Annotated in this window: 20 protein-coding genes; 13 read left to right on the plus strand and 7 right to left on the minus strand. The window is 66.7% G+C overall.

Translation table 11 applies throughout. The features are described 5' to 3' along the window. Positions 1 to 50 precede the first annotated feature (50 nt). Entirely contained in the window at positions 51 to 737 is a 687-nt protein-coding gene (locus C1A30_RS14530) for a hypothetical protein (protein ID WP_142392611.1), read from the minus strand. 28 nt (positions 738 to 765) lie between these two features. On the opposite strand from C1A30_RS14530, the gene C1A30_RS14535 reads away from it, so the two are divergent. Continuing rightward, positions 766 to 1,425, plus strand: coding sequence for an HAD family hydrolase (locus tag C1A30_RS14535; protein ID WP_160112746.1), 660 nt, complete (start codon positions 766 to 768; stop codon positions 1,423 to 1,425). Here C1A30_RS14535 and C1A30_RS14540 read toward each other — a convergent pair. Further along, complete coding sequence (locus tag C1A30_RS14540; RefSeq protein ID WP_235009904.1) at positions 1,414 to 2,466, minus strand: pyridoxal-phosphate dependent enzyme; 1,053 nt, start codon at positions 2,464 to 2,466, stop codon at positions 1,414 to 1,416. The two genes, C1A30_RS14535 and C1A30_RS14540, sit on opposite strands and share 12 nt — an antisense overlap. A 106-nt stretch (positions 2,467 to 2,572) precedes the next feature. Here C1A30_RS14540 and C1A30_RS14545 point away from each other — a divergent pair, with 106 nt between their 5' ends. The 11 genes from C1A30_RS14545 (at position 2,573) to C1A30_RS14595 (ending at position 13,053) form a co-directional block, all read left to right on the plus strand. Beyond that, positions 2,573 to 3,487 (plus strand): LysR family transcriptional regulator, encoded by a 915-nt coding sequence (locus tag C1A30_RS14545; RefSeq protein WP_142392612.1) that lies wholly within the window; start codon positions 2,573 to 2,575, stop codon positions 3,485 to 3,487. 42 nt (positions 3,488 to 3,529) lie between these two features. Continuing rightward, entirely contained in the window at positions 3,530 to 4,288 is a 759-nt protein-coding gene (locus C1A30_RS14550) for a LamB/YcsF family protein (RefSeq protein WP_101948963.1), read from the plus strand. Beyond that, positions 4,285 to 4,923 carry an allophanate hydrolase subunit 1 gene (locus tag C1A30_RS14555; RefSeq protein WP_235009906.1) on the plus strand — a complete coding sequence of 213 codons (639 nt, stop codon included), beginning with the start codon at positions 4,285 to 4,287 and terminating at the stop codon, positions 4,921 to 4,923. Before C1A30_RS14550 ends, C1A30_RS14555 begins: the two co-directional genes overlap by 4 nt. Beyond that, the gene (locus C1A30_RS14560; protein ID WP_101948964.1) at positions 4,920 to 5,786 is read left to right on the plus strand and encodes a biotin-dependent carboxyltransferase family protein; all 867 of its coding nucleotides are present in this window, start codon (positions 4,920 to 4,922) and stop codon (positions 5,784 to 5,786) included. Before C1A30_RS14555 ends, C1A30_RS14560 begins: the two co-directional genes overlap by 4 nt. Positions 5,787 to 5,916: 130 nt before the next feature. Next, on the plus strand, positions 5,917 to 6,870 hold the full coding sequence (locus C1A30_RS14565) for an LLM class flavin-dependent oxidoreductase (RefSeq protein WP_101948965.1): 954 nt from the start codon (positions 5,917 to 5,919) through the stop codon (positions 6,868 to 6,870). After that, a complete protein-coding gene (locus C1A30_RS14570; RefSeq protein WP_101948966.1) occupies positions 6,867 to 7,832 on the plus strand; it encodes a CoA transferase subunit A in 966 nt (321 codons plus the stop codon). Before C1A30_RS14565 ends, C1A30_RS14570 begins: the two co-directional genes overlap by 4 nt. Continuing rightward, positions 7,829 to 8,674 (plus strand): CoA-transferase subunit beta, encoded by an 846-nt coding sequence (locus C1A30_RS14575; protein WP_200828262.1) that lies wholly within the window; start codon positions 7,829 to 7,831, stop codon positions 8,672 to 8,674. The genes C1A30_RS14570 and C1A30_RS14575 overlap by 4 nt, the downstream gene beginning before the upstream one ends. Continuing rightward, on the plus strand, positions 8,671 to 9,579 hold the full coding sequence (locus tag C1A30_RS14580; protein WP_101948967.1) for a xanthine dehydrogenase family protein subunit M: 909 nt from the start codon (positions 8,671 to 8,673) through the stop codon (positions 9,577 to 9,579). The genes C1A30_RS14575 and C1A30_RS14580 overlap by 4 nt, the downstream gene beginning before the upstream one ends. After that, positions 9,576 to 10,067 carry a (2Fe-2S)-binding protein gene (locus tag C1A30_RS14585; RefSeq protein ID WP_101948968.1) on the plus strand — a complete coding sequence of 164 codons (492 nt, stop codon included), beginning with the start codon at positions 9,576 to 9,578 and terminating at the stop codon, positions 10,065 to 10,067. Before C1A30_RS14580 ends, C1A30_RS14585 begins: the two co-directional genes overlap by 4 nt. Beyond that, entirely contained in the window at positions 10,064 to 12,451 is a 2,388-nt protein-coding gene (locus C1A30_RS14590; protein WP_200828263.1) for a xanthine dehydrogenase family protein molybdopterin-binding subunit, read from the plus strand. The genes C1A30_RS14585 and C1A30_RS14590 overlap by 4 nt, the downstream gene beginning before the upstream one ends. Next, positions 12,448 to 13,053, plus strand: a complete 606-nt coding sequence (locus tag C1A30_RS14595; protein WP_101948969.1) for an SRPBCC family protein — start codon at positions 12,448 to 12,450, stop codon at positions 13,051 to 13,053. Before C1A30_RS14590 ends, C1A30_RS14595 begins: the two co-directional genes overlap by 4 nt. A gap of 3 nt (positions 13,054 to 13,056) precedes the next feature. Here C1A30_RS14595 and C1A30_RS14600 read toward each other — a convergent pair whose 3' ends face one another. Then, positions 13,057 to 14,715 (minus strand): PucR family transcriptional regulator, encoded by a 1,659-nt coding sequence (locus C1A30_RS14600; protein ID WP_160112747.1) that lies wholly within the window; start codon positions 14,713 to 14,715, stop codon positions 13,057 to 13,059. Positions 14,716 to 14,893: 178 nt separating this feature from the next. On the opposite strand from C1A30_RS14600, the gene npdG reads away from it, so the two are divergent. Continuing rightward, positions 14,894 to 15,580 carry an NADPH-dependent F420 reductase gene (gene npdG, locus C1A30_RS14605; RefSeq protein ID WP_200828264.1) on the plus strand — a complete coding sequence of 229 codons (687 nt, stop codon included), beginning with the start codon at positions 14,894 to 14,896 and terminating at the stop codon, positions 15,578 to 15,580. 2 nt (positions 15,581 to 15,582) lie between these two features. Here the strand turns inward: npdG and C1A30_RS14610 are convergent, their stop codons facing one another. The 4 genes from C1A30_RS14610 to C1A30_RS14625 form a co-directional block, all read right to left on the minus strand. Then, positions 15,583 to 16,077 (minus strand): RidA family protein, encoded by a 495-nt coding sequence (locus C1A30_RS14610; RefSeq protein ID WP_101948972.1) that lies wholly within the window; start codon positions 16,075 to 16,077, stop codon positions 15,583 to 15,585. A 117-nt stretch (positions 16,078 to 16,194) separates the two neighbouring features. Beyond that, complete coding sequence (locus C1A30_RS14615; RefSeq protein WP_160112748.1) at positions 16,195 to 16,851, minus strand: GntR family transcriptional regulator; 657 nt, start codon at positions 16,849 to 16,851, stop codon at positions 16,195 to 16,197. Positions 16,852 to 16,916: 65 nt separating this feature from the next. Next, a complete protein-coding gene (locus C1A30_RS14620; protein ID WP_200828265.1) occupies positions 16,917 to 17,867 on the minus strand; it encodes a PDR/VanB family oxidoreductase in 951 nt (316 codons plus the stop codon). Between the two features lie 14 nt (positions 17,868 to 17,881). Then, complete coding sequence (locus tag C1A30_RS14625; protein ID WP_101948975.1) at positions 17,882 to 18,574, minus strand: hypothetical protein; 693 nt, start codon at positions 18,572 to 18,574, stop codon at positions 17,882 to 17,884. Positions 18,575 to 18,696 lie beyond the last annotated feature (122 nt).

Here is an 18,696-nt window from a genome sequence, read left to right on the forward strand (position 1 = left end):
TAAAACCGAACGCGATCACAGACCGGTGTATTCAGTCCAACGGGTGACGGCTACGAGTTGTGTGCGTTTGATCCGTCGCCGTAACCGACCAGAACCTGAATGTCGCGGTCCCAGCCGCGGTATCGCAGGCGGTCAAAAAGGCGGCGGAGCAACGACACCGCCCAGCCTGTCAGGGCCGCGACCATCAGCCACAGCATCAATCCCGCGCCGATGCCGCCCGCCCGGGCATCGGCCGCGGTGCGCGGCGCGGCGGTGAGATCGCCGGCGTCGGTCTCCCAGACCGGAGTCCGGTCCCCGGCCTTCATGGGATGCGGAACCTTGACGGTGTCCTCGTGCGTGGCAGATCTGTCGAACCATTGCAGGCGGGCCCAGTACGTGGTCGCCGTGCCCCGGGTTTTCGCCTCGCTGGGGGCGACGGCGACGGCGTCGACGATATGCCGCGTCGCCGCGGCGGCCTCGATCGTCTTAGCCTCTGAGGCCTGCATCGTCTGCGCGAAGTCGACGGAAACCGGAACCGCACCGATCACCACCGTCATGGCGACGCCGACCGCCCAGCCCTCCACCCGATCGATACGCCGGGTAAGGGGATTGCTGGTGAATGCTCTCAACAGCCACCACCTGCGACCATGACCCATCACGGCGTCGCCGTCGCATTGCGGCCAGCTGAAAAACACACCCTTTGATCGTCTCGTACCGTGGACCGTGTCTCCAACTTGATAACGGGCGACGTTGGTCACAAGGAGGTGCAGTCAGATCCCCAGGTACGTGTTCTTCGACTTCTTCGGCACCCTCGTCGACTACGACCCGTCGATTTTTCCGCGCTACAACGCGCCGTTGGCGTTCGCGCGCCGCGCCGAGTCGGACCTGTCGGAAGCCGCGTCGGACGCCCACTGGCAACACGCCTGGGACACCCTCGACGCCGAGGCTGCCCGTTCGGGTCGGGAGTTCTCGATGTACCAGGTCGCCCGAAGATATTGGCGTGCAATCGGTTCGCCGTCACTACCCGCGAACGCCATCGAGACATTGATCGCTGAATATCTTGACGCCTGGTCGGCCGGCGTGGTCCCCGCCGCACACGCCGTCGACTGCGTGAGCGATCTCGCGTCGGATCACACGCTGGCCGTCGTCAGCAACACACACGCCCCCGGCTTGGTCCAGGGCCTGGTTCGGCGCTTCGGCCTGCATCGGGCCATCGACCGTGTGATCACGTCGGTGGACGTCGGTTGGCGCAAACCGCACCGCGGCATCTTCGACGCGGCGCTGAAGAGCTACGGCACGACGGCGGCCGACGTGGTGTTCGTCGGCGACAACTGGGAGGCCGATGTGGTGGGCCCGCGTGAGATGGGCATGTCGACGGTCTACGTCGGCCGGCCGGGCGTGTCGTTGAAGGAGCTTCCCGCGGTCGTCCGGTCGCTACGAGGCTGACCCGGATCCCTCCGTATTGAGCAGCAGCACAGACGATTCCGGACCAAGGCGCAGATGCGACCGGGCGGGTTCGGCAGCCAGAATCCGCAGTCCGGCCAACGACGCCGCGCCGCACGGTCCCGCATCGACGCCGTGCGCGGCGAGTTCGTCCACGGCGGTCGCGGCCGCCCGGTCGTCGACGGCGACCGCGCCCGCCAGTCCCGTGACGAGGTCTGGCCACGCGAGGTAGGACGGTGTGCCGCAGTTCAGTCCAGCCATGCTCGTCTCACCGGTCGGCACCGACGCCAGCGCGCCTGCGGCCAGGCTGGCGCGCACACAGTCGGCCACGTCGGGTTCGACCGCGACGACCCGACAATTCGTCCGGGACCGCGAGAAGAGCACAGCGGCATGCGCCAGCGACCCGACGCCGGCCGGTACCACGATGAGATCGATGTCGGCGCCAAGCGCTGCGGCCTGGTCGGCGGCTTCGTCGAACAGGGTTGCGTAGCCGTCGACGATCCATTGCGGCACGTCCTCGTAACCGGGCCAGGACGTGTCCTGGACGAGCAATGCGTCCCGATCGCCGTCGGCCAAGTCGGCCGCGTGGCGCACCGCGTCGTCGTACGGCATGTCGACGATGCGCACGTCGGCGCCCTCGGACCGGATCAGCGCGATCGCGACGTCCGAAACGCCTTGCGGTACAACGATGGTGGCACTCAGGCCGAGGTGTTTGGCCGTCCGAGCGACGGCGCGACCATGATTGCCGTCCGTCGCGGTGATCAGCCGCGGCCGAGTTCGGTCGGTCGACCGCAACGCGACGTGTACCGCCCATGACGCGCCGAGCATCTTGAACGCCGGTAGCCCCAATCGCAGCGACTCGTCCTTGACGAGTACCGAGCGCAGGTCGAGTTCGGCGGCCAGCGACGGCAGCGATGCCAATCGAGTGACGGCGTAGTCGGGAAGGCTCTCGTGGAACCGGCGGATCTCGTCGGTCCGGCGGGTCTCGGCGGCACCTCCCGGGGACCACCGCGGGTTGAGCAAGAACGGTTCGGTCGTCAGCACGGCGCACCTCCTAGGTCCGAACACTAGGCATGTCGAGGCGACGGCAACACCGCCGATTCCTGCCGTCGACCCGGCAGCGAAACTGAAGGTTTTCTAGTATCGGGTGATGTTGGACGTCCGGCGCCTGCGCTTTCTGGTCGAGTTGAGCCACCGCGGCACGATCGCCGCGGTCGCCGAAGCGCTGCACATGAGCCCGTCGGGTATCTCGCAGCAGCTTGCGCTTCTCGAGCGTGAGGCAGGAGCGCCGCTGCTGGAGAGGATCGGCCGGGGTGTTCGCCTCACCGAGGCGGGGCATCGGCTCGCCGACCGGGGCGCCGACATACTCGCCTCGCTGGAACGTGCGCAGGCCGAACTGCGCTCCGGGGAGGAACCCCCGACGGGCACGTGCCGGGTCGCGGCGTTCGGCAGCGCGGCTCGCACACTGGTGCCCGCGCTGCTCGACTGCCAGCGCCGGCACCCCGGACTGCGGGTCGAACTCGTCGAATCCGAGCCGGAAATCGCCGTGCCCGCGCTGGTCAGCGGGGAATTCGACCTGGTCGTCAGCGAGGAGTATCCGGCCGGTACCGGCACGCTGCCGCGCCACCTCCATCGCGAGGTGCTCGCCTCCGATCCGTTGGAGGCCGTGGTTGCGGCGTCGCTGCTGCGGGGGCGCGACTTCGCGACGGCGGCCAGCGCACTGCCGTGGGCGCTGGAACCTGTCGGTGCCGCCTCTCGCGCGTGGGCGGTGCAGCACCTGCTCGGGCTGGGTTTCAGTCCGGCGGTGCAATACGAGTCCTACGACCTCGACCTGCTGCTGCTGCTGGTCCGCCAGGGCGCGGCCGCCAGCATCCTGCCGAGGCTGGTGCTGCCGCCGGAGCGCGAGAACGCGATGTTGATGCGGTTCGAGACGGGTTGGTCGCGCACGCTGGTCGCCCTGTCGCGGCAGGCCAGGACGGACGACCCGTCGGTGCGGGCCGTGCGCAAAGCGCTGCACGGGCGATTCGGCGACTCGGCAGTTTCGGTGACGGATCAGCGTCAGTGACCGGAGCTATTCGGATGGCCTGCGTGCAGGGATACTCGGACTATGCCGCAAGTAGCGTTGACGACGGATATCGGTGAGGGATTGGGCCGCTGGAGCCTTGGCGATGACGATGCTCTGCTGGAAATCGTCACCAGTGCCAACATCGCCTGCGGTTTCCACGGCGGCGACCCCGGCATCATGCGACGAACGTGCGCGCTTTCGGTGAAGAACGGTGTCTCCATCGGCGCTCAGGTGAGCTACCGAGACCTGCACGGGTTCGGCCGCCGGTACATCGCGATGCCGGGCGCCGACCTGCGTGACGACCTGCTGTACCAGATGGGTGCACTGGAGGTATTCGCCCGATTGGCAGGCGGCAAGGTCGATTTCGTGCGCGCGCACGGTGCGCTGTGGACCGTCGTCACCAAGAACACCGAGCATGCCCAGGCTCTGGTGGACGCCACCGTCGAATTCGGCGGGGATCTGCCGTTGCTCGCCTCCCCGGGCACCGAGGTGTGGCGGCTCGGCGAAGAGGCCGGGCTGAGAATGGTGGCCGAGGCCTTCGTCGACCGGGCCTACACACCGGAGGGCCTGCTGCAATCCCGCCTCGAACCGAACGCGTTGCTTACCGACGCCGACGCCGCCTCGGCGCGCGCAGTGCAGATGGTGCAGGAAGGCCACCTCACCGCCAACGACGGCAGCGAGGTCGACGTCAAGGCGGACGCGCTGCTCGTGCACTGCGACACCCCCGGCGCCGTGGACATCGCTCGCAAGACCCGGGCCGCACTCGAGGCTGCGGGAATCGAGCTGATCCCGATTCGGTGATCCGCGAACCGGCGTGTGCGCCCGCGCTGAGGCGCTGCGGCGAACATGGCTGGCTGCTGGACCTCGATGACAACCGGTCGGTGCACCGATGGGCCGCGGCGATCCGCGCGGCGAACCTGCCGGGAGTGCAGGAGGTCGTCCCGGGACTGTCGACGCTGCTGGTGACGGTCGACTCGGAGCGCACCACCGCCGATGCGTTGCGTGAGGCGCTGGAAAACGTATGGCCGGCAACCGAATCCGTCGCCGATCAAGCACGCCACATCATCGAAGTGCGTTACGACGGTGCAGACCTCGCCGAGATCGCGCGACTGACCGGGCTCACCATCGCCGAGGTGGTGGCCGCGCACACCGGAACGCCGTGGCGCGTCGCGTTCTGCGGATTCGCTCCCGGGTTCGCCTACCTGGTGGGCGGCGATCCTCGGTTGCGTGTGCCGCGGCGCGACGAAGCGCGCATCCGGGTGCCCGCGGGTGCCGTCGCGATCGCGGGCGGTTTCGCGTCGGTCTACCCGCGGACGTCTCCGGGCGGCTGGCAACTCCTTGGTCACACCGACGCAGTGCTGTGGGACAGCGCCGCGGATCCGCCGACGGTGTTGCAGCCAGGGGCGGTGGTCGAGTTCCGCGACGTCGGCCGATGAACAAGCTCACTGTCGAGTCGGTCGGAGTGCTGGCCTTGTTGCAAGACCGTGGCCGACGCGGTCTGGCGCATCTCGGGGTCGGGCAATCCGGTGCCGCCGACCGAGCCTCGTTCGGCCTGGCGAACCGGCTGGTCGGAAACCAGCCAGGGGCGCCGTGCATCGAGCTCACCCTTGGCCGCATGTCGTTCCGCGTCGCGGAACCGGCGTTGATCGCGGTCACCGGCGCCCCGACGCCGATCAGTTGCGGGGGCCGACAGTGCGGCCCCAACGCGGCGTTCGTGGCGCGCGCAGGCGACAGCGTCACCATCGGCGCGGCAACCGACGGGTTGCGCACCTACGTCGCTGTACGGGGCGGACTCGTCGGCCAGGCGGTACTCGGCTCGATGTCCTGGGACACCATGGCCCAGCTCGGAACGCCACCGCTGCAACCTGGCGACGTCCTGGAATTCGGTGAAGCGCAAGATCATTGGCCTGCAGTCGATTTCGCGCCGACTGCGCGTATGTGCACACGCGTGTTGCGGCTGCCGCTGCTGCTCGGTCCGCGAGACGACTGGTTCACTGATGCAGCGCTGGCGCGGCTGGCCTGCGGCGAGTTCATCGTCACCTCCGACACCGATCGCGTCGGGATCAGGCTGGATGGGCCGGATCTGCCGCGGCGCAGAACCGGGGAACTGGCCAGCGAGGGCGTCGTGCTGGGCGCGTTACAGGTGCCGACGAGGGGTAGGCCGACGCTGTTCCTGGCGGATCGTCCCGTGACCGGTGGGTACCCGGTCATCGGTGTGGTGCCGGAACGGGCCGTGGACGCGGCGGCGCAAGCCGTTCCCGGCTCGCGCATCCGCTTCGCGCCATACCGTCTTCGGTAATGGCGATCGGTGACAAACAGCGGAGCTCCAGTTGGCTGTCGATGACATGGAGCGGGGTGCGGGATTCGCCTAACGTTGGCGCCTCACCAGCCCTTGAACGCTACTGAGATGCAACGGAGAGGACGGCGCGATGTCCGCGACCTTCGGGCTGGCCGTGGAGAATTTCACCTCGGCCGAGAAGACCCCCCGGATCGACGAGTTGCTCGCCACGGCCTCGCGGGCCGAGCAACTCGGGTTCACCTCACTGTGGGCATGGGATCACCTCTTCCTCGGCAGCCGTCAACCCTTCCCTCAGCTGGAGGCGCTGACGACACTGGCGGTTCTGGCCAGCCACACGACCACGATCGAATTGGGCACGGGTGTGCTCGTGCTGCCCATTCGCGACCCGGCACTGCTGGCGAAAACCGCGGCGACTATCCAGGCGATCTCCAATGGACGACTGCGCCTGGGTGTCGCCGCCGGCTGGTACGAGCGTGAATTCGACGCCACGGGAACACCATTCAAGGGTCGGGGGCGACTCTTCGAACGCAATCTCGAGATCTGCATGAATCTATGGACCGAAGACGAGGTGACGGGTTCCTGGGACGACCTGTCGTTCCGCCGGGTGCGAATGCTGCCGAAGCCGCAGCCGCGACCGCAGGTGCTGATCGGCGGTTACGTCGATCGGGTACTCAAGCGCGCCGCCACGCTCGGCGATGGCTGGCTGACCTACTTCTACACACCCGAGGCCTTCACCGAATCCTGGGCCAAGATCCGGCGTTTCGCCGAGGAAGCAGGCCGCGATCCCGCTGAGTTGCACACGCTCAACCAACTGCCGATCTGCATCGGCTCGTCGAAAGAAGAGGCCAAGGCACGCACCGGCCCGTGGCTGGCCTCGTACTTCGACACCCCGGAGTGGAGCAACGCGACGCCCGACAGCGCGATCTGCGGAACCCCGGATGACTGCGCCGAGCAGATCGCGGCCCACCTCGACGCGGGCGTCGACGAGATCTGCCTCGTCCCGCACGCCTACGACCCCGAGCAGGTGGAACGCTTCGCCGCCGAGGTCCGTCCGCTGTTGGGCAGTCTGGTGGGTGCGGCATGAGCGGTCGGTTGAGCACCCCCGGAGTGACGGCCGCGCGCAGGGAACTCGAAGGCCTCGACCGCGCGGGCGAAGACAAGGTGATCACGGCCGCCGAAGCCGTGCGCCGGTTCGTGCCCAACGACGCGGTCGTCGGGGTGGGCGGCACCAACCACGCGCGCACGCCGATGGCTCTGCTGATCGAGGTGCTGCGGCAGGGACGCACCGGGTTGACGATGACGAGGCCGCTGTCGTGCTTCGAGGCCGAACTCATGCTGGCGACCGGTGCCGCGGACCGGATCATGACAAGCTGGATCGGGATCGGGCACGGCTGGGGTCTGGCACCGGTGGTGCGGCACTTGGTCGAAAGCGGCCGCGAGGTTTTCGAGGAGTGGAGCCATCTGGGCATCGGGCTTCGCTACAAGGCCGGAGCCATGGGAGTGCCGTTTCTTCCGACGCTGAGCATGCTGGGATCCGACATCGACCAACAACTCGGACTGGAGAAGGTGAAATGCCCCTACACCGGGCAGTTGCTCAACGCCGTTCCCAGCCTCAACCCCGACGTGGCACTGATTCACGTCCAACGTGCGGACGTACTCGGCAACGCTCAGATCGACGGTTACCAGCTGATGGATTCCGATCTCGCGCTGTCCGCGCGACGTGTCGTCGTGACGGCCGAGCAGATCGTCGACACCGACCAGATCCGCCGTGATCCCGCCCGCACGGTGATACCGGGATTCGCCGTCGACGCGGTGGTGCACCAACCGATGGGCGCCTACCCGCACGAATGCTACGGCCACTACGAGGCCGATCTCGACGAATTCACGGCGTACATGGGCAACGTGAAGGCGCACGGCATCGACGGAGCGCGGTCGTACGCTTCGGAGTTGACGGCGCACGCCGACCACAACGCTTATCTCGCCTCGATCGAGCCTGACCGACTGAGGGCGCTACGGCGCACCGCTGAGGAGATGTTGCCAAGATGACCCATTCCGTGACCGATCAGTCGACCGGGCGGGACATCCAACCGAGATCGCTTGCGCCGCAGCATCCTGACGCCAAGCCGGATGAGGTCATGACGATCACCGCCAGCCGGTTACTCGAAGACGGCAAGGTGTTGTTCGCGGGCATCGGTCAGCCACTGGTTGCCGCGGCGATCGCCAAGCGTCGTCAGGCGCCGCAGCTGACGGTGCTGCTGGAAGGCGGAATGATCGGAATCGATTTGCTGCCCGGCGAGCTTCCGGCGTCGACCAACGAAGTTCGCGCCGCGGTCGGCGCCCAGATGCTCACCGGTGCCACCGATATCTTCCTGATGGCGCAGCGTGGCTTCTTCGACTACGGATTCATCGGCGTCGCCCAGGTCGACCAGTACGGCAACGTCAACACCAGCATCGTCGGCGACCCGGCGCGGCCGTCGGTGCGCCTGCCCGGCCCTGGCGGAGCCAACGACATCGCATCGATGTGCAACCAGGTCGTCGTGGTCACCCAACACGAGCCGCGCCGGTTCGTCGAACGAGTGGACTTCGTCACCAGCCCGGGCTACCTGACCGGGGGCAACAGCAGGAGCCAGAATTGGCTGCTGTTCGGCGGGCCACGCTGGGTGGTCACCGATCTCGCGCTCCTCGACTTCGAACCACAGTCCCGCCGGATGCGGGTGCGCGCCCTTCAGGCCGGTGTCACGCTCGAACAGGTCAAGGACGCAACGGGTTTCACATTGCTGGTGCACGACGACATCGAGGTGCTCGCGCCGATCGAGGACTCCGAACTGCAATTGCTCCGCTACCTCGTCAACGGCGACGACCGGAACGGTCGGGAGGTGACGGGATGACCGTACCCGAGACGATGCCGTCGCAGGGCGGGCGCACCGCGCCGACGTGCTTCGAGTACCAGCGCGCCGAATCATGGTCCGACGCAGTCGAATTGCTGGAGCTGTGGAACGGCGAGGCGAAGATTCTGGCGGGCGGCCAGAGCCTCATCCCGATGTTGAACCTGCGCTTGGCCTTCCCTGAAGCGCTGATCGACGTCAATCCGATCCCGGCCGGTGCGCCGTACGTCGATGACGGGCACCTCGTCATCGACGCCAACACCCGCCATCGTGTTCTGACGACCTCCGACGCGGTGCGCACCCACGCGCCACTGCTGGCCCACGCCGTGCAGTTCGTCGGCAACGTCCGCGTGCGCAACCGGGGTACGTTCGGCGGCACCCTGGCGCACGCCGACCCCACCGGTGAGATCGCGGCCGTCACCATGGCGATGGGCGGCGAGGTGCTGGTGCAAGGCCCCGCAGGGACACGGAGCATCCCCGCCGACGAGTTCTTCCTCACCTACCTCACCACTGTGGCGGAACCGAACGAGGTGATCGTCGGGGGACGCATTCCGGTCGCGGGCCAGAGTCGTTGGGGTTTCCACGAAGTCGTGCGCCGTTACTCCGATTTCGCCACCGTCAGCGTCGCGGTCATGGCCCGTCCTTCGGCAGCAGGAGCGATCACACTCCGGATGGTGCTCGGCGGCGTCGCCGACCGCCCGCTGCTCGTCGACGACGAACTGCTCGTGCCCGCACTGTCCGACCCCGGTAACCCGGACCGCGCACGCGAGAGCGCACAAGCCATCGCAGCGTCAGTTGACCCCGACACGGATCTGCACGGCACCGCCGACTACCGGCGGCGGCTCGTCGCCGTACACGCCCGTCGACTGCTGGAGCAGGTGCTCGCTCAGGAGGATCGGACCCCATGATTCGGACCCAGGTGGTGCTACGCGTCAACAACCGCGATCACGAGGTGTGGGTGCGCAACGACCGCACGCTGCTGGATGTCCTGCACGACGATCTGGGCATGCCGGACGTGCGGTACGGGTGCGCTGAAGGCGTGTGCGGCACGTGCACTGTGCTCATGGACGGCGATCCGGTGAGCGCGTGCTGCGTATACGCCGTGCAGGCCGAGGGCCATGAAATCGTCACGCTGCGGGGCTGGTCGGATCCGCGGGAGGACGCCCACCCGTTGCAGAAGTGCTTCCTCGAACGCGGCGCCTCCCAGTGCGGTTTCTGCACCCCGGGCATGCTGCTGACAGCGGCCACACTGGCCGAACGCAATCCGGACGCGACGCGCGAGGAGATCCGGCACGAACTGGTCGGCAATCTGTGCCGCTGTACCGGCTACCAGGCCATCGTCGACGCGGTAGAGGACTACCTGCACGCGCAGGCAGAGACGGGAGGTGCCCAGTGACGACCGTCGAACCAGGAACAACACCCGACACCACCGAACCACCCGGCGCGCCAGCGGAATTCGATCCCGACGCCGATTCCGGCCCCGAGGAGCGGGAACGCGACTTCCACGTGGTGGGACAGTCGCCCGCGCACCACGACTTCGTGAACAAGGTGCGCGGCACGCTGCTGTACGCCGCCGACTGGAAACTGCCGGGAATGATCCACGGCAAGGTTGTTCGTTCCGATACCGCCCCGGCCAGGATCGTCAGGATCGACACGTCGGCGGCGGAGCGCCTCGAGGGCGTGGTGGCCGTGCTCACCGCCGCCGACATTCCGCACAACGCGATCGTCGAACACGCCAGCGGTGGGCTCGGCGAGATCACCGTCGAGCAACCGGTGCTTGCCCGCGACCGGGTCCGGTATGTCGGCGAACCCGTCGCGGTGGTGGCGGCGGAAGATCCCGAGACCGCGGCTGAGGCAGCCGATCTCGTCGACGTGGAATACGAGCCACTGCCCGGCGTCTTCAGCACGGCGGACGCCCTGGCCGACGACGCGCCGTTGGTGCACGACGAGGGCAACGTGCTGGTCAACTGGCATCTCGAACGCGGTGACATCGACGCTGCCTTCGCCGAGGCGGACGTAATCATCGACCGCACCTACCGCAGCCAGGCCGTCGAACACGCCTATCTGGAAACCGAGGCAGGCGTCGGGTGGATAGAGAACGACGTTGTGACGCTGCGGGTCTCGACTCAGGTGATCGAGCATGCGGTGGAGATCGCTTCGATCCTCGGGCTGCCGCAGAGCCAGGTGCGGGTCATCGCGTCGTACATGGGCGGTGGCTTCGGCGGCAAGGAGGACATGACCGTCGAGCCGTATCTCGCGCTGCTGGTGTGGCGCACTCGGCGACCGGCGCGGATGGTGTGGTCGCGCCAGGAATCGATCCTGGCCAGCACCAAGCGGCACCCGTTCACCATGCACTACCGCACCGCGGCCACCCGCGAGGGAAAGATCCTCGCGCTCGATGCCGACATCGTCGGGGACGCCGGGGCCTACCCCTGCCTGAGCGCACGCGTGCTGTTCGCCGGCGCCGCGTTGTCGCCAGGCCCCTACAAGGTGCCCGTGGTCCGCATCCGATCGCGGGCCGTCTTCACCAACAATGTGCCAACCAGCGCGTTCCGCGGCTTCGGCGCAATGCAGGTGACTCTCGGCTACGAATCCCAAATGGATGCGCTGGCAGCCGAATTGGGCCTCAGCCGCGAGGAGGTGCGCGACCGCAACTACATCGAGAAGGGTGACCTGCTGGCCGGCGGTGAGCCGATCACGACTGCCGTCGCGGTGGGGGAGACGCGGCAGACGGCGCTGGAACTGCTCGGCGAGCCAAGCCAACCCAGTGGTCCGTCCAAGGTGGTCGGGCGAGGCTTCGCATGCGGCATGCAACCCTATGGCCGCTCCATCTGGTTCCGCGATCACGCCGCCGCGTGGGTGACGCTGCAGGCTGACGGCACATTGCTGATCCGTAGCGGCGTAACCGATCTGGGGGCAGGCCAGGCCGCCAGCCTGTGCCAGATTGCCTCGGAGATCCTCGGCGTCGCGCTGGCTGACATCAGTGTCTACATCGGCGACACCGCACTCACTCCGCCGGCAGGCGGCACCTTCGCAACCCGCCAGTTGTACATGTCGGGCAACGCGATCCTGCGCGCGGCGCGCAAGCTGCGGAACCAACTCACGCCCGTCGCCGCGAAGGAACTCGGGGTACCCGAGGACGCACTGGTGTGGGTCGACGGAATGGTACGCACCGAGAACGGCGAAACCGGGCTGAGTCTTCCCGAACTCGTTCGGGCAGCCAACGACGCGCGCGTGGACACGTCGGTCCTTCACACGTGGCGCGCCCGCTCAGGCGGCTTCGATCCGCAGAAGGGCCAGGGCCACACCTACCCCGACTACACGTTCGGCACGCATGCTGCCGAGGTCGAGGTCGATGTGGAGACCGGCGATATCCGGGTGCTCAAGTACGCCGCCTGTCACGACGTCGGCCGCGCGATCAACCCGACCAGAGTGCTGGGCCAGATCATCGGCGGTGCCGCGCAGGGCATCGGCTACGCGTTGACGGAGGACTGTGTCACCGATGCCGGCCACCCGCTGTCGGCGCTGTTCGCCGACTACCTCATTCCGACATCGATGGACCTGCCCGACATTCAGGTCGCCATCGTCGAAAGCGGTGAGGGCCGTGGGCCGCTGAACGCCAGGGGCATCGGCGAACCGCCGATCGCGCCGCCCGCGGCCACCCTCGCCAGCGCGGTCGAGGCCGCGATCGGTGTCAGGCCCACGGAACTACCGATCACCGCGGAACGGGTCCTCGCCATGCTGGACCAACGCGAACACGAGAAGGGGAAGAGCGCGTGAAGCTCAAGCACCAAACCGAAGTCGGCGCGCAACCCGACGACGTGTGGGCGTTTCTTCAAGACACCGCCGCCGTGGTGGACTGCATGCCGGGCGCCGAACTCGTCGATGATCTCGGCGACGACCGGTACGAAGGCGTGCTGCGGGTGGCGATCGGTCCGCTGAAGATGAACTACGCGGGACGCGCCTCGGTCGTCGAGCGGGATGCCGGCTCACGACGCATCGTGCTCGACGCTTCCGGTCGCGACAACCGCGGATCGGGTTCTGTGAAGGCACATGTCGCGCTGGCCGTCGCGCCGGCCGATGCGGGCAGCCGCATCGACGTCATCTCCGACATCGACCTGACGGGCAGGATCGCATCCCTTGGCCGCGGGATACGCGACGTGTCCAACCAGATGTTCGTCGAGTTCGCAGGAGAGCTCGGCAACCGCATCCAACATCCGGGCCGGCCGGTCTCCGTCGCGACGGCTGCGCCCAAGCTGCGTGCCGCCGAAAGGCCGGCTGGGGGAAGCGAAATCAAAGTGCTGCCGCTGATCTGGGCAGTCACCCGCAGCCGCCTCGCCGACTTCCTGTTGCGGCTCAGCTCCCGGGTACGCCCGGACTGACCATCAGTTCGGCCGCTTCGCGAGGATCTTCTGCATCTCGTTGATCTGCATCGCCACCCCGACCTGGATGGCCACCGGAGTGCTGGTGCTGAACGGGCCGAGCAGCCGCTCGAGTTTGGCCAGCCGATACCGCAGGGTGTTGTAGTGATAGTGCAGGTGCCGCGCGGCCTCGGCCATGTTCATGTTGTGTTCGATCAGGCTGTCCAATGTCTGGAACATCTCCGATCGCTCCGGCTCACTCATGGAGAGAACGGGTCCGAGGGTTTCCTCTGCGAACGCACGGAGGTCCTCGTCGTCGACCTGTGCCAACAGCCGGAACAAGCCGAGCTCGCCGTAGGCGGTCACCGCGCTGGCGCCTGACACCCGCGGTCCGAGACGCAGCGCAGTCCGTGCCTCTCGGTAGGCCGTCGAGACGCCCGCAGGCCCGGGGTACCGTCGGCTGACGCCAATTGCATACTGACCGTTGGTGAATTGCGCGACCTCGTCCTGGACGCCCCGGGCGACGGCGAGGACATCCTGGTCGGCGCCGATCACCGCCACCAGTTCGGACCCCAGGCCTGCGGCGGCAGCCGACCTGTCTCTCCCGCGTACCGCCGACGCCCAGAACTCGATTGCCCGATCATCCGCCAGCCGGGACCGTCGCTTGGGGGGATCGGCGTCGTGGGTCGTGCCCTCGCGGCGGCCCACGAGCACGACGATGTCGCGTTCGAGGTCCCATCCGAAACCTGAACCCAGCGAAGCGAATTCATCGGACTCCGATTCGGTGCCCGAAATGAGCTCGAACAAGGCGTTGGAGGAGAAGCGTCGCTCAACCGCGCCGACCGCGAGGTCGCGGGTCACCTCCAGCGCGGCGACGACCGCTGCCTGTTCGACCGCTACCAGGCTGAACTCACCGAACGGTCGTTGTGCCTCGACGGCGACGACGAAACCGTGATGAAGCCGACCCGCCCGGATCTCGCGCGAAACCCATCGCGTGCCGGTCTTTTCGTTGGTGTGCAACCCGGCCGAGCTTAGATGCAACACGTCAGCGCGCGCGGCGTCCAGGAGGTGCAAATCAGCCAACGGCGCCTCGTCACCTGCTTGCGCCAGCGGCGTGCCCTGCTGATCGGTGATCACGACGCTGGCCTGTCCGAGCAGACCCGACAGACTGTTCGCGAGTTCGGAAAGGCCTCCGCCGGACAGTGTGATGGCGAGGAACGAGTGGTGGATCTCCTGCGCCTTGGCGAGCGCCGACGCCTGGCGGTTGACGATGATGGCGAACGCCCGAGTCAGGATGTCGTCGAACCGTATTCGTTCCGGGATGACGACGAGCGGTAGCCCGAGGTGCTCGGCGGCATCGATCATCGCCTGCCCGAGTTCGGGGAGGTAGCGGTCGAGTTTGATGCCGATGCCCGCAAGCCCGAGGCGATGCAGATCCGTCAGCAACCGACCTTGGTCCGCCTCGTCGCGGGGGAGTGGGAACCCGGTCGCGAGCAGAAACTCATCCTTGCGAACCCACCGATCGATATCGGGAACAGTCATCACGTTCACCGCACTGATCGGCCGGTCCAACCCTGATCGTCCCGCGATGAGCTCGGCGCCGACCAGCACCTCGTCATCGAGCAATTCGCTGAGTGTGAGTGTTCCGCTCGCATCCGGCGTCACGGCGTCCGGCGTGTCCATTGGCGGCAAGCCTAGCTCCGATCGACAACTATTTCGAAGTTCTTTGGCATGAGCAGCCATGGGTCGCCATGTCGACTGTTCCTATGGTTTGTCCAACCGCAGCACGTCGGCGTGCGGACAGTCGAGGAGGTCGGCCAGCGTGGTACCACCTGCACATCCGGCAGTCGAAGGCGAGACCGTGTCGATTCTCGGTGGCACCGGCAATCTGGGTTTCGGCCTTGCGATGCGGCTTGGCGTCGCCGGGTACACCGTCTGTCTCGGCTCGCGTGACGCCGACCGCGCCAGGCGGGCCGCCGAACGGGCCGGCGAACTCGTCGATCGCGGCGCATTCACCGGCTGCCTGAACAGCGAAGCGGTGGCGCGGGCTGATCGCCTCGTCGTCGCCGCCGTCCCGTTCGCCAGCCACGTCGAAACGCTGAGATCCGTTGCGGGCCAGTGGCGGGCGGGTCAGGTGTTGCTGGACACCACGGTTCCGCTCGCCACCGCGGTCGGAGGACGCCCCACGCATCTTGTCGAGCCTTGGCACGGATCCGCCGCCCAGCAGGCCCGGTCGGCGATCGACGAACGGGTGGCCTTGGCGTCCGGCTTGCACACGATCAGCGCGGCAGCGCTGCGCGACCTCGCAAAGCCCCTCAACCAGGACACCCTGATCTGTGGTGATGTGGCAGCCAAGCGGGTCGTCACCGCCGCAATGCAACGCATCGCGGGCCTGCGCGTCGTCGATGCGGGGTCGCTCGAAATGAGCCGTCTTCTCGAAGGACTCACCCCGGTTCTGATCGGGATCAACATCCGGCACAAGACACACGCCGGCATCCAGGTGACTCACCTGAACACGCAGTCGTCCGAAGACGTCATCCCGGCTTGACGTCACGTACTTCGGATTTCGACGATCATCTCGACCTCCACGGGTGAATTCAACGGCAGCTCGGCAACTCCGATGGCAGAGCGTGCGTGCTTGCCCGCATTGCCGAACGTGGCGACCAGCAGATCACTGGCGCCGTTGATCACCGACGGTTGCTGATTGAATCCCGGTGCGGAGGCGACGAACCCGACGACCTTCACCACTCGGACGATCGAATCGAGGTCGGCGAGCGTACCGATCGCAGCCAAGGCGTTCAACGTGCAGATCCGTGCGGCGACCGTCGCGTCATGCACCGACACGTCGGATCCGACCTTGCCGGTGTGGATGAGCGAGCCGGAATCGAGCGGCAGCTGGCCCGAGGTGTAGATGACGTTGCCGGCACGGACCGCGGGCACGTAGCTGGCTACTGGAACTGCGGCGGATGGCAACGTCAGACCGAATTCGGCCAGCCGCTGCAGCGTGCTCTTGTGCCGGTCAACAGTGGCTATCGACTCAGTCATCGTCGTCCTCTCGCAGAATGGCCTCTGGCCATGCTGATCTGAGGACCGGTCGGCGGTCCAGTGGTCAGTTCTGAACTGTGCTAGGCATTTTCACTGATGTGTCCCGACGTACACCGCTCAGCTCGGCGCGGTGTCACCGGGAACTTGTGCGTAGTTCCATTGGTGCTGGCGCGCCAGTTCACACGCGGCGTCGATACCGCCGTCGGTCAAGGAGACGAGAAGAGCCTGATGATCGTCGGCGATGGCGTGCAGGTCCGGTGCGCTCGCCATGATCGTCACTGACGTCCGCGCCTCGATGTGCAGGTTCTCCCACGAGCGTCTGATGAGTTCGTTGCCAGCGGCGTTCACGATGTGTCGGTGGAATGCCACGGTTTCCAAACCCACAGCGTCGGTGTCGTCTCTGCCCGCCGCGCCCCGCATCCGCTCGACGGTCTCGGTCAGCTCGTCGAACGGCACCGTCGAAGCCATCAGCACGAGCCGTGTCGCCGTCTCCTCGAGCGCAGCGCGAAGGACATAGCTCTCGTGCAATGTCTCTCGCACGAAGGACCTCACGAACGTGCCGCGCCGTGGCCTGATCTCGACAAGTCCGAAGGTCTCCAATTCCCGCAGGGCCTCCCGGACCGGGGCCTGGCTGGTGCCGAACATGGCGGCGACCTTGGTTTCGACCAGTCGTTCGCCCGGTTCCAACTCTCCCGAGACGATTTGACGCACCAGCGTGTCGCGGATCTGATGGCTCAGTGTTTGGTGCAGAACCGGGTGTTGACGCGCGGCCATAGTCCGAAGATACGGAGTCGCGCCCGCTACCTCCCCGCGAATGGCTGCAGGTGTCGACATGTCCGCTACAGATCGACGGTCAGCACGGGAGTCTTGGACCTGGAGACGCAGGGCAGGATGACGTCGTTCGAATCTCTCTCCTCGTCGCTCAGCACGTCGTCGTTGTGCTCGGGGATGCCGTCCGTCACCGCCAGCTCGCACGTGCCGCATATCCCTGCGCGACATGAGTTGTCGATCGCGAAGCCGGCATCTTCGAGGACTTCGAGAAGTGTCCGATCGGCGGGCACGCGCAGACAGTCGCCTGTGGAAGCCAGGCGCACGTCGAACTCACCGTCGGTGCCGCCTGCCCGCGGCGCGAAGCGCTCCACATGCAGTGCACCGGCGGGCCACCGTTTGCATTGCTGCTCAACGGCATCCAGCAGTGGGCCAGGTCCGCAGCAGTAGACGGCCGTGTGAGGCTGAGGCGTACCCAGAAAGCGGTCGAGGTCCAAGAGGCCGAACTCGTCTTCGGGCATCACGTGCAAGTCGCCACCGGGTACCGCGGTCAACTGCTCGACGAATGCCATCGAATCGCGGGTTCGACCGCCGTAGACAAGCGACCACGGTCGGCCGCGGCGCGCCACTTCGTGCAGCATCGGCAGGATCGGGGTGATCCCGATACCTCCTGCGATGAACAGATAGCGGTCGGCGTCGACGAGGGCAAAGTTGTTGCGCAGCACTCGGATTGAGAGTGCGTCGCCCGGCCGCACACTGTCATGGATCAGCTTCGATCCGCCTCGGCTGGCACGCTCGCGCAGTACGGCGATCCGCCATACATAGGGGTCGCTCGGACTTCCGCACAGCGAGTAGTGCCGCACGATTCCTTCCGCCAGTTCCACCTCGATGTGCGCGCCGGGAGTCCACTCCGGCAGTTGTGACCCGTCAGGCGAACGCAATTCGAGACCGAGCACACCCTCGGCGTGGCGGACGACTGCCGAAACCCGCAGGCGTGATTGAAGAGTCCTACCTTCGAGCATCTCAGGTGAGGTCCCTAGCTGGTCAGCAGTCGGGTTGCCGCTTCGGGGGAGAACATGTTCGCAGCGATGTCGCGCATCCCGCGCATCGCACGCAGGATCTCGTTTCGGTCGTCGTCCGTTTTCGCGTAGCGCGCGAGAATCTGCCGTCCGAGTCCGACGTGGAACTTCTCGTCGATCTCGATCTTCCTGTGCACGCGGACGACCTCGTCAAATCCGTGGCGCTCGGCTGCGAGGAAGGTCGGCTCGAGGCTTCCGGTTGCCGACGTCTCCGAGGCGTTCCACGCGGCGACCGCCGCAAGCGGATGGCGGTCGAGGCACTCCCAGAGGAACTCGCTCCAGATCCGCGAGTCCGCAGGCACACTCGTGGGTGCGGTGCCGCCAAGCGACTCCACCGCACCGCTGACCGCTTCGTAGTGCTCGGCCTCCTGAAAGGCCTGTTTGGCCAACAACGTGATGTGCTTGCGCTCGAAACCCAAACCCCAACGGCGGATCTCCTCGTTCAGCAGAAAGACGTAGTCGATCTCCCGCCACGCCCTCGTGGCCAACCATTCCGCCAGGATGATGGGCTCCGGGTTTTTGGCGAACGAGTCGAAGAACTCCTCGCTGGTGCGCTTGGCGTTGTCGAAGATCGAGTCGAGGATCTCGTTGACCTCGTCCACGATCGGGTCGAGCCCCGATCCTCCTCTGACGTTCCTGACGTTGACCATGAGATCCCTCTCGATCAATTGATTATCGATAATCGATGCTAGGGAGCGATCTGAGTCACAGTCAAGGCAGCGACACCTCGCTTGGCACCTCCTGCCAAAGCGCGCCCATCGACATTGGCTAT

The organism is Mycobacterium sp. 3519A (assembly GCF_900240945.1).
GTDB lineage: Bacteria > Actinomycetota > Actinomycetes > Mycobacteriales > Mycobacteriaceae > Mycobacterium.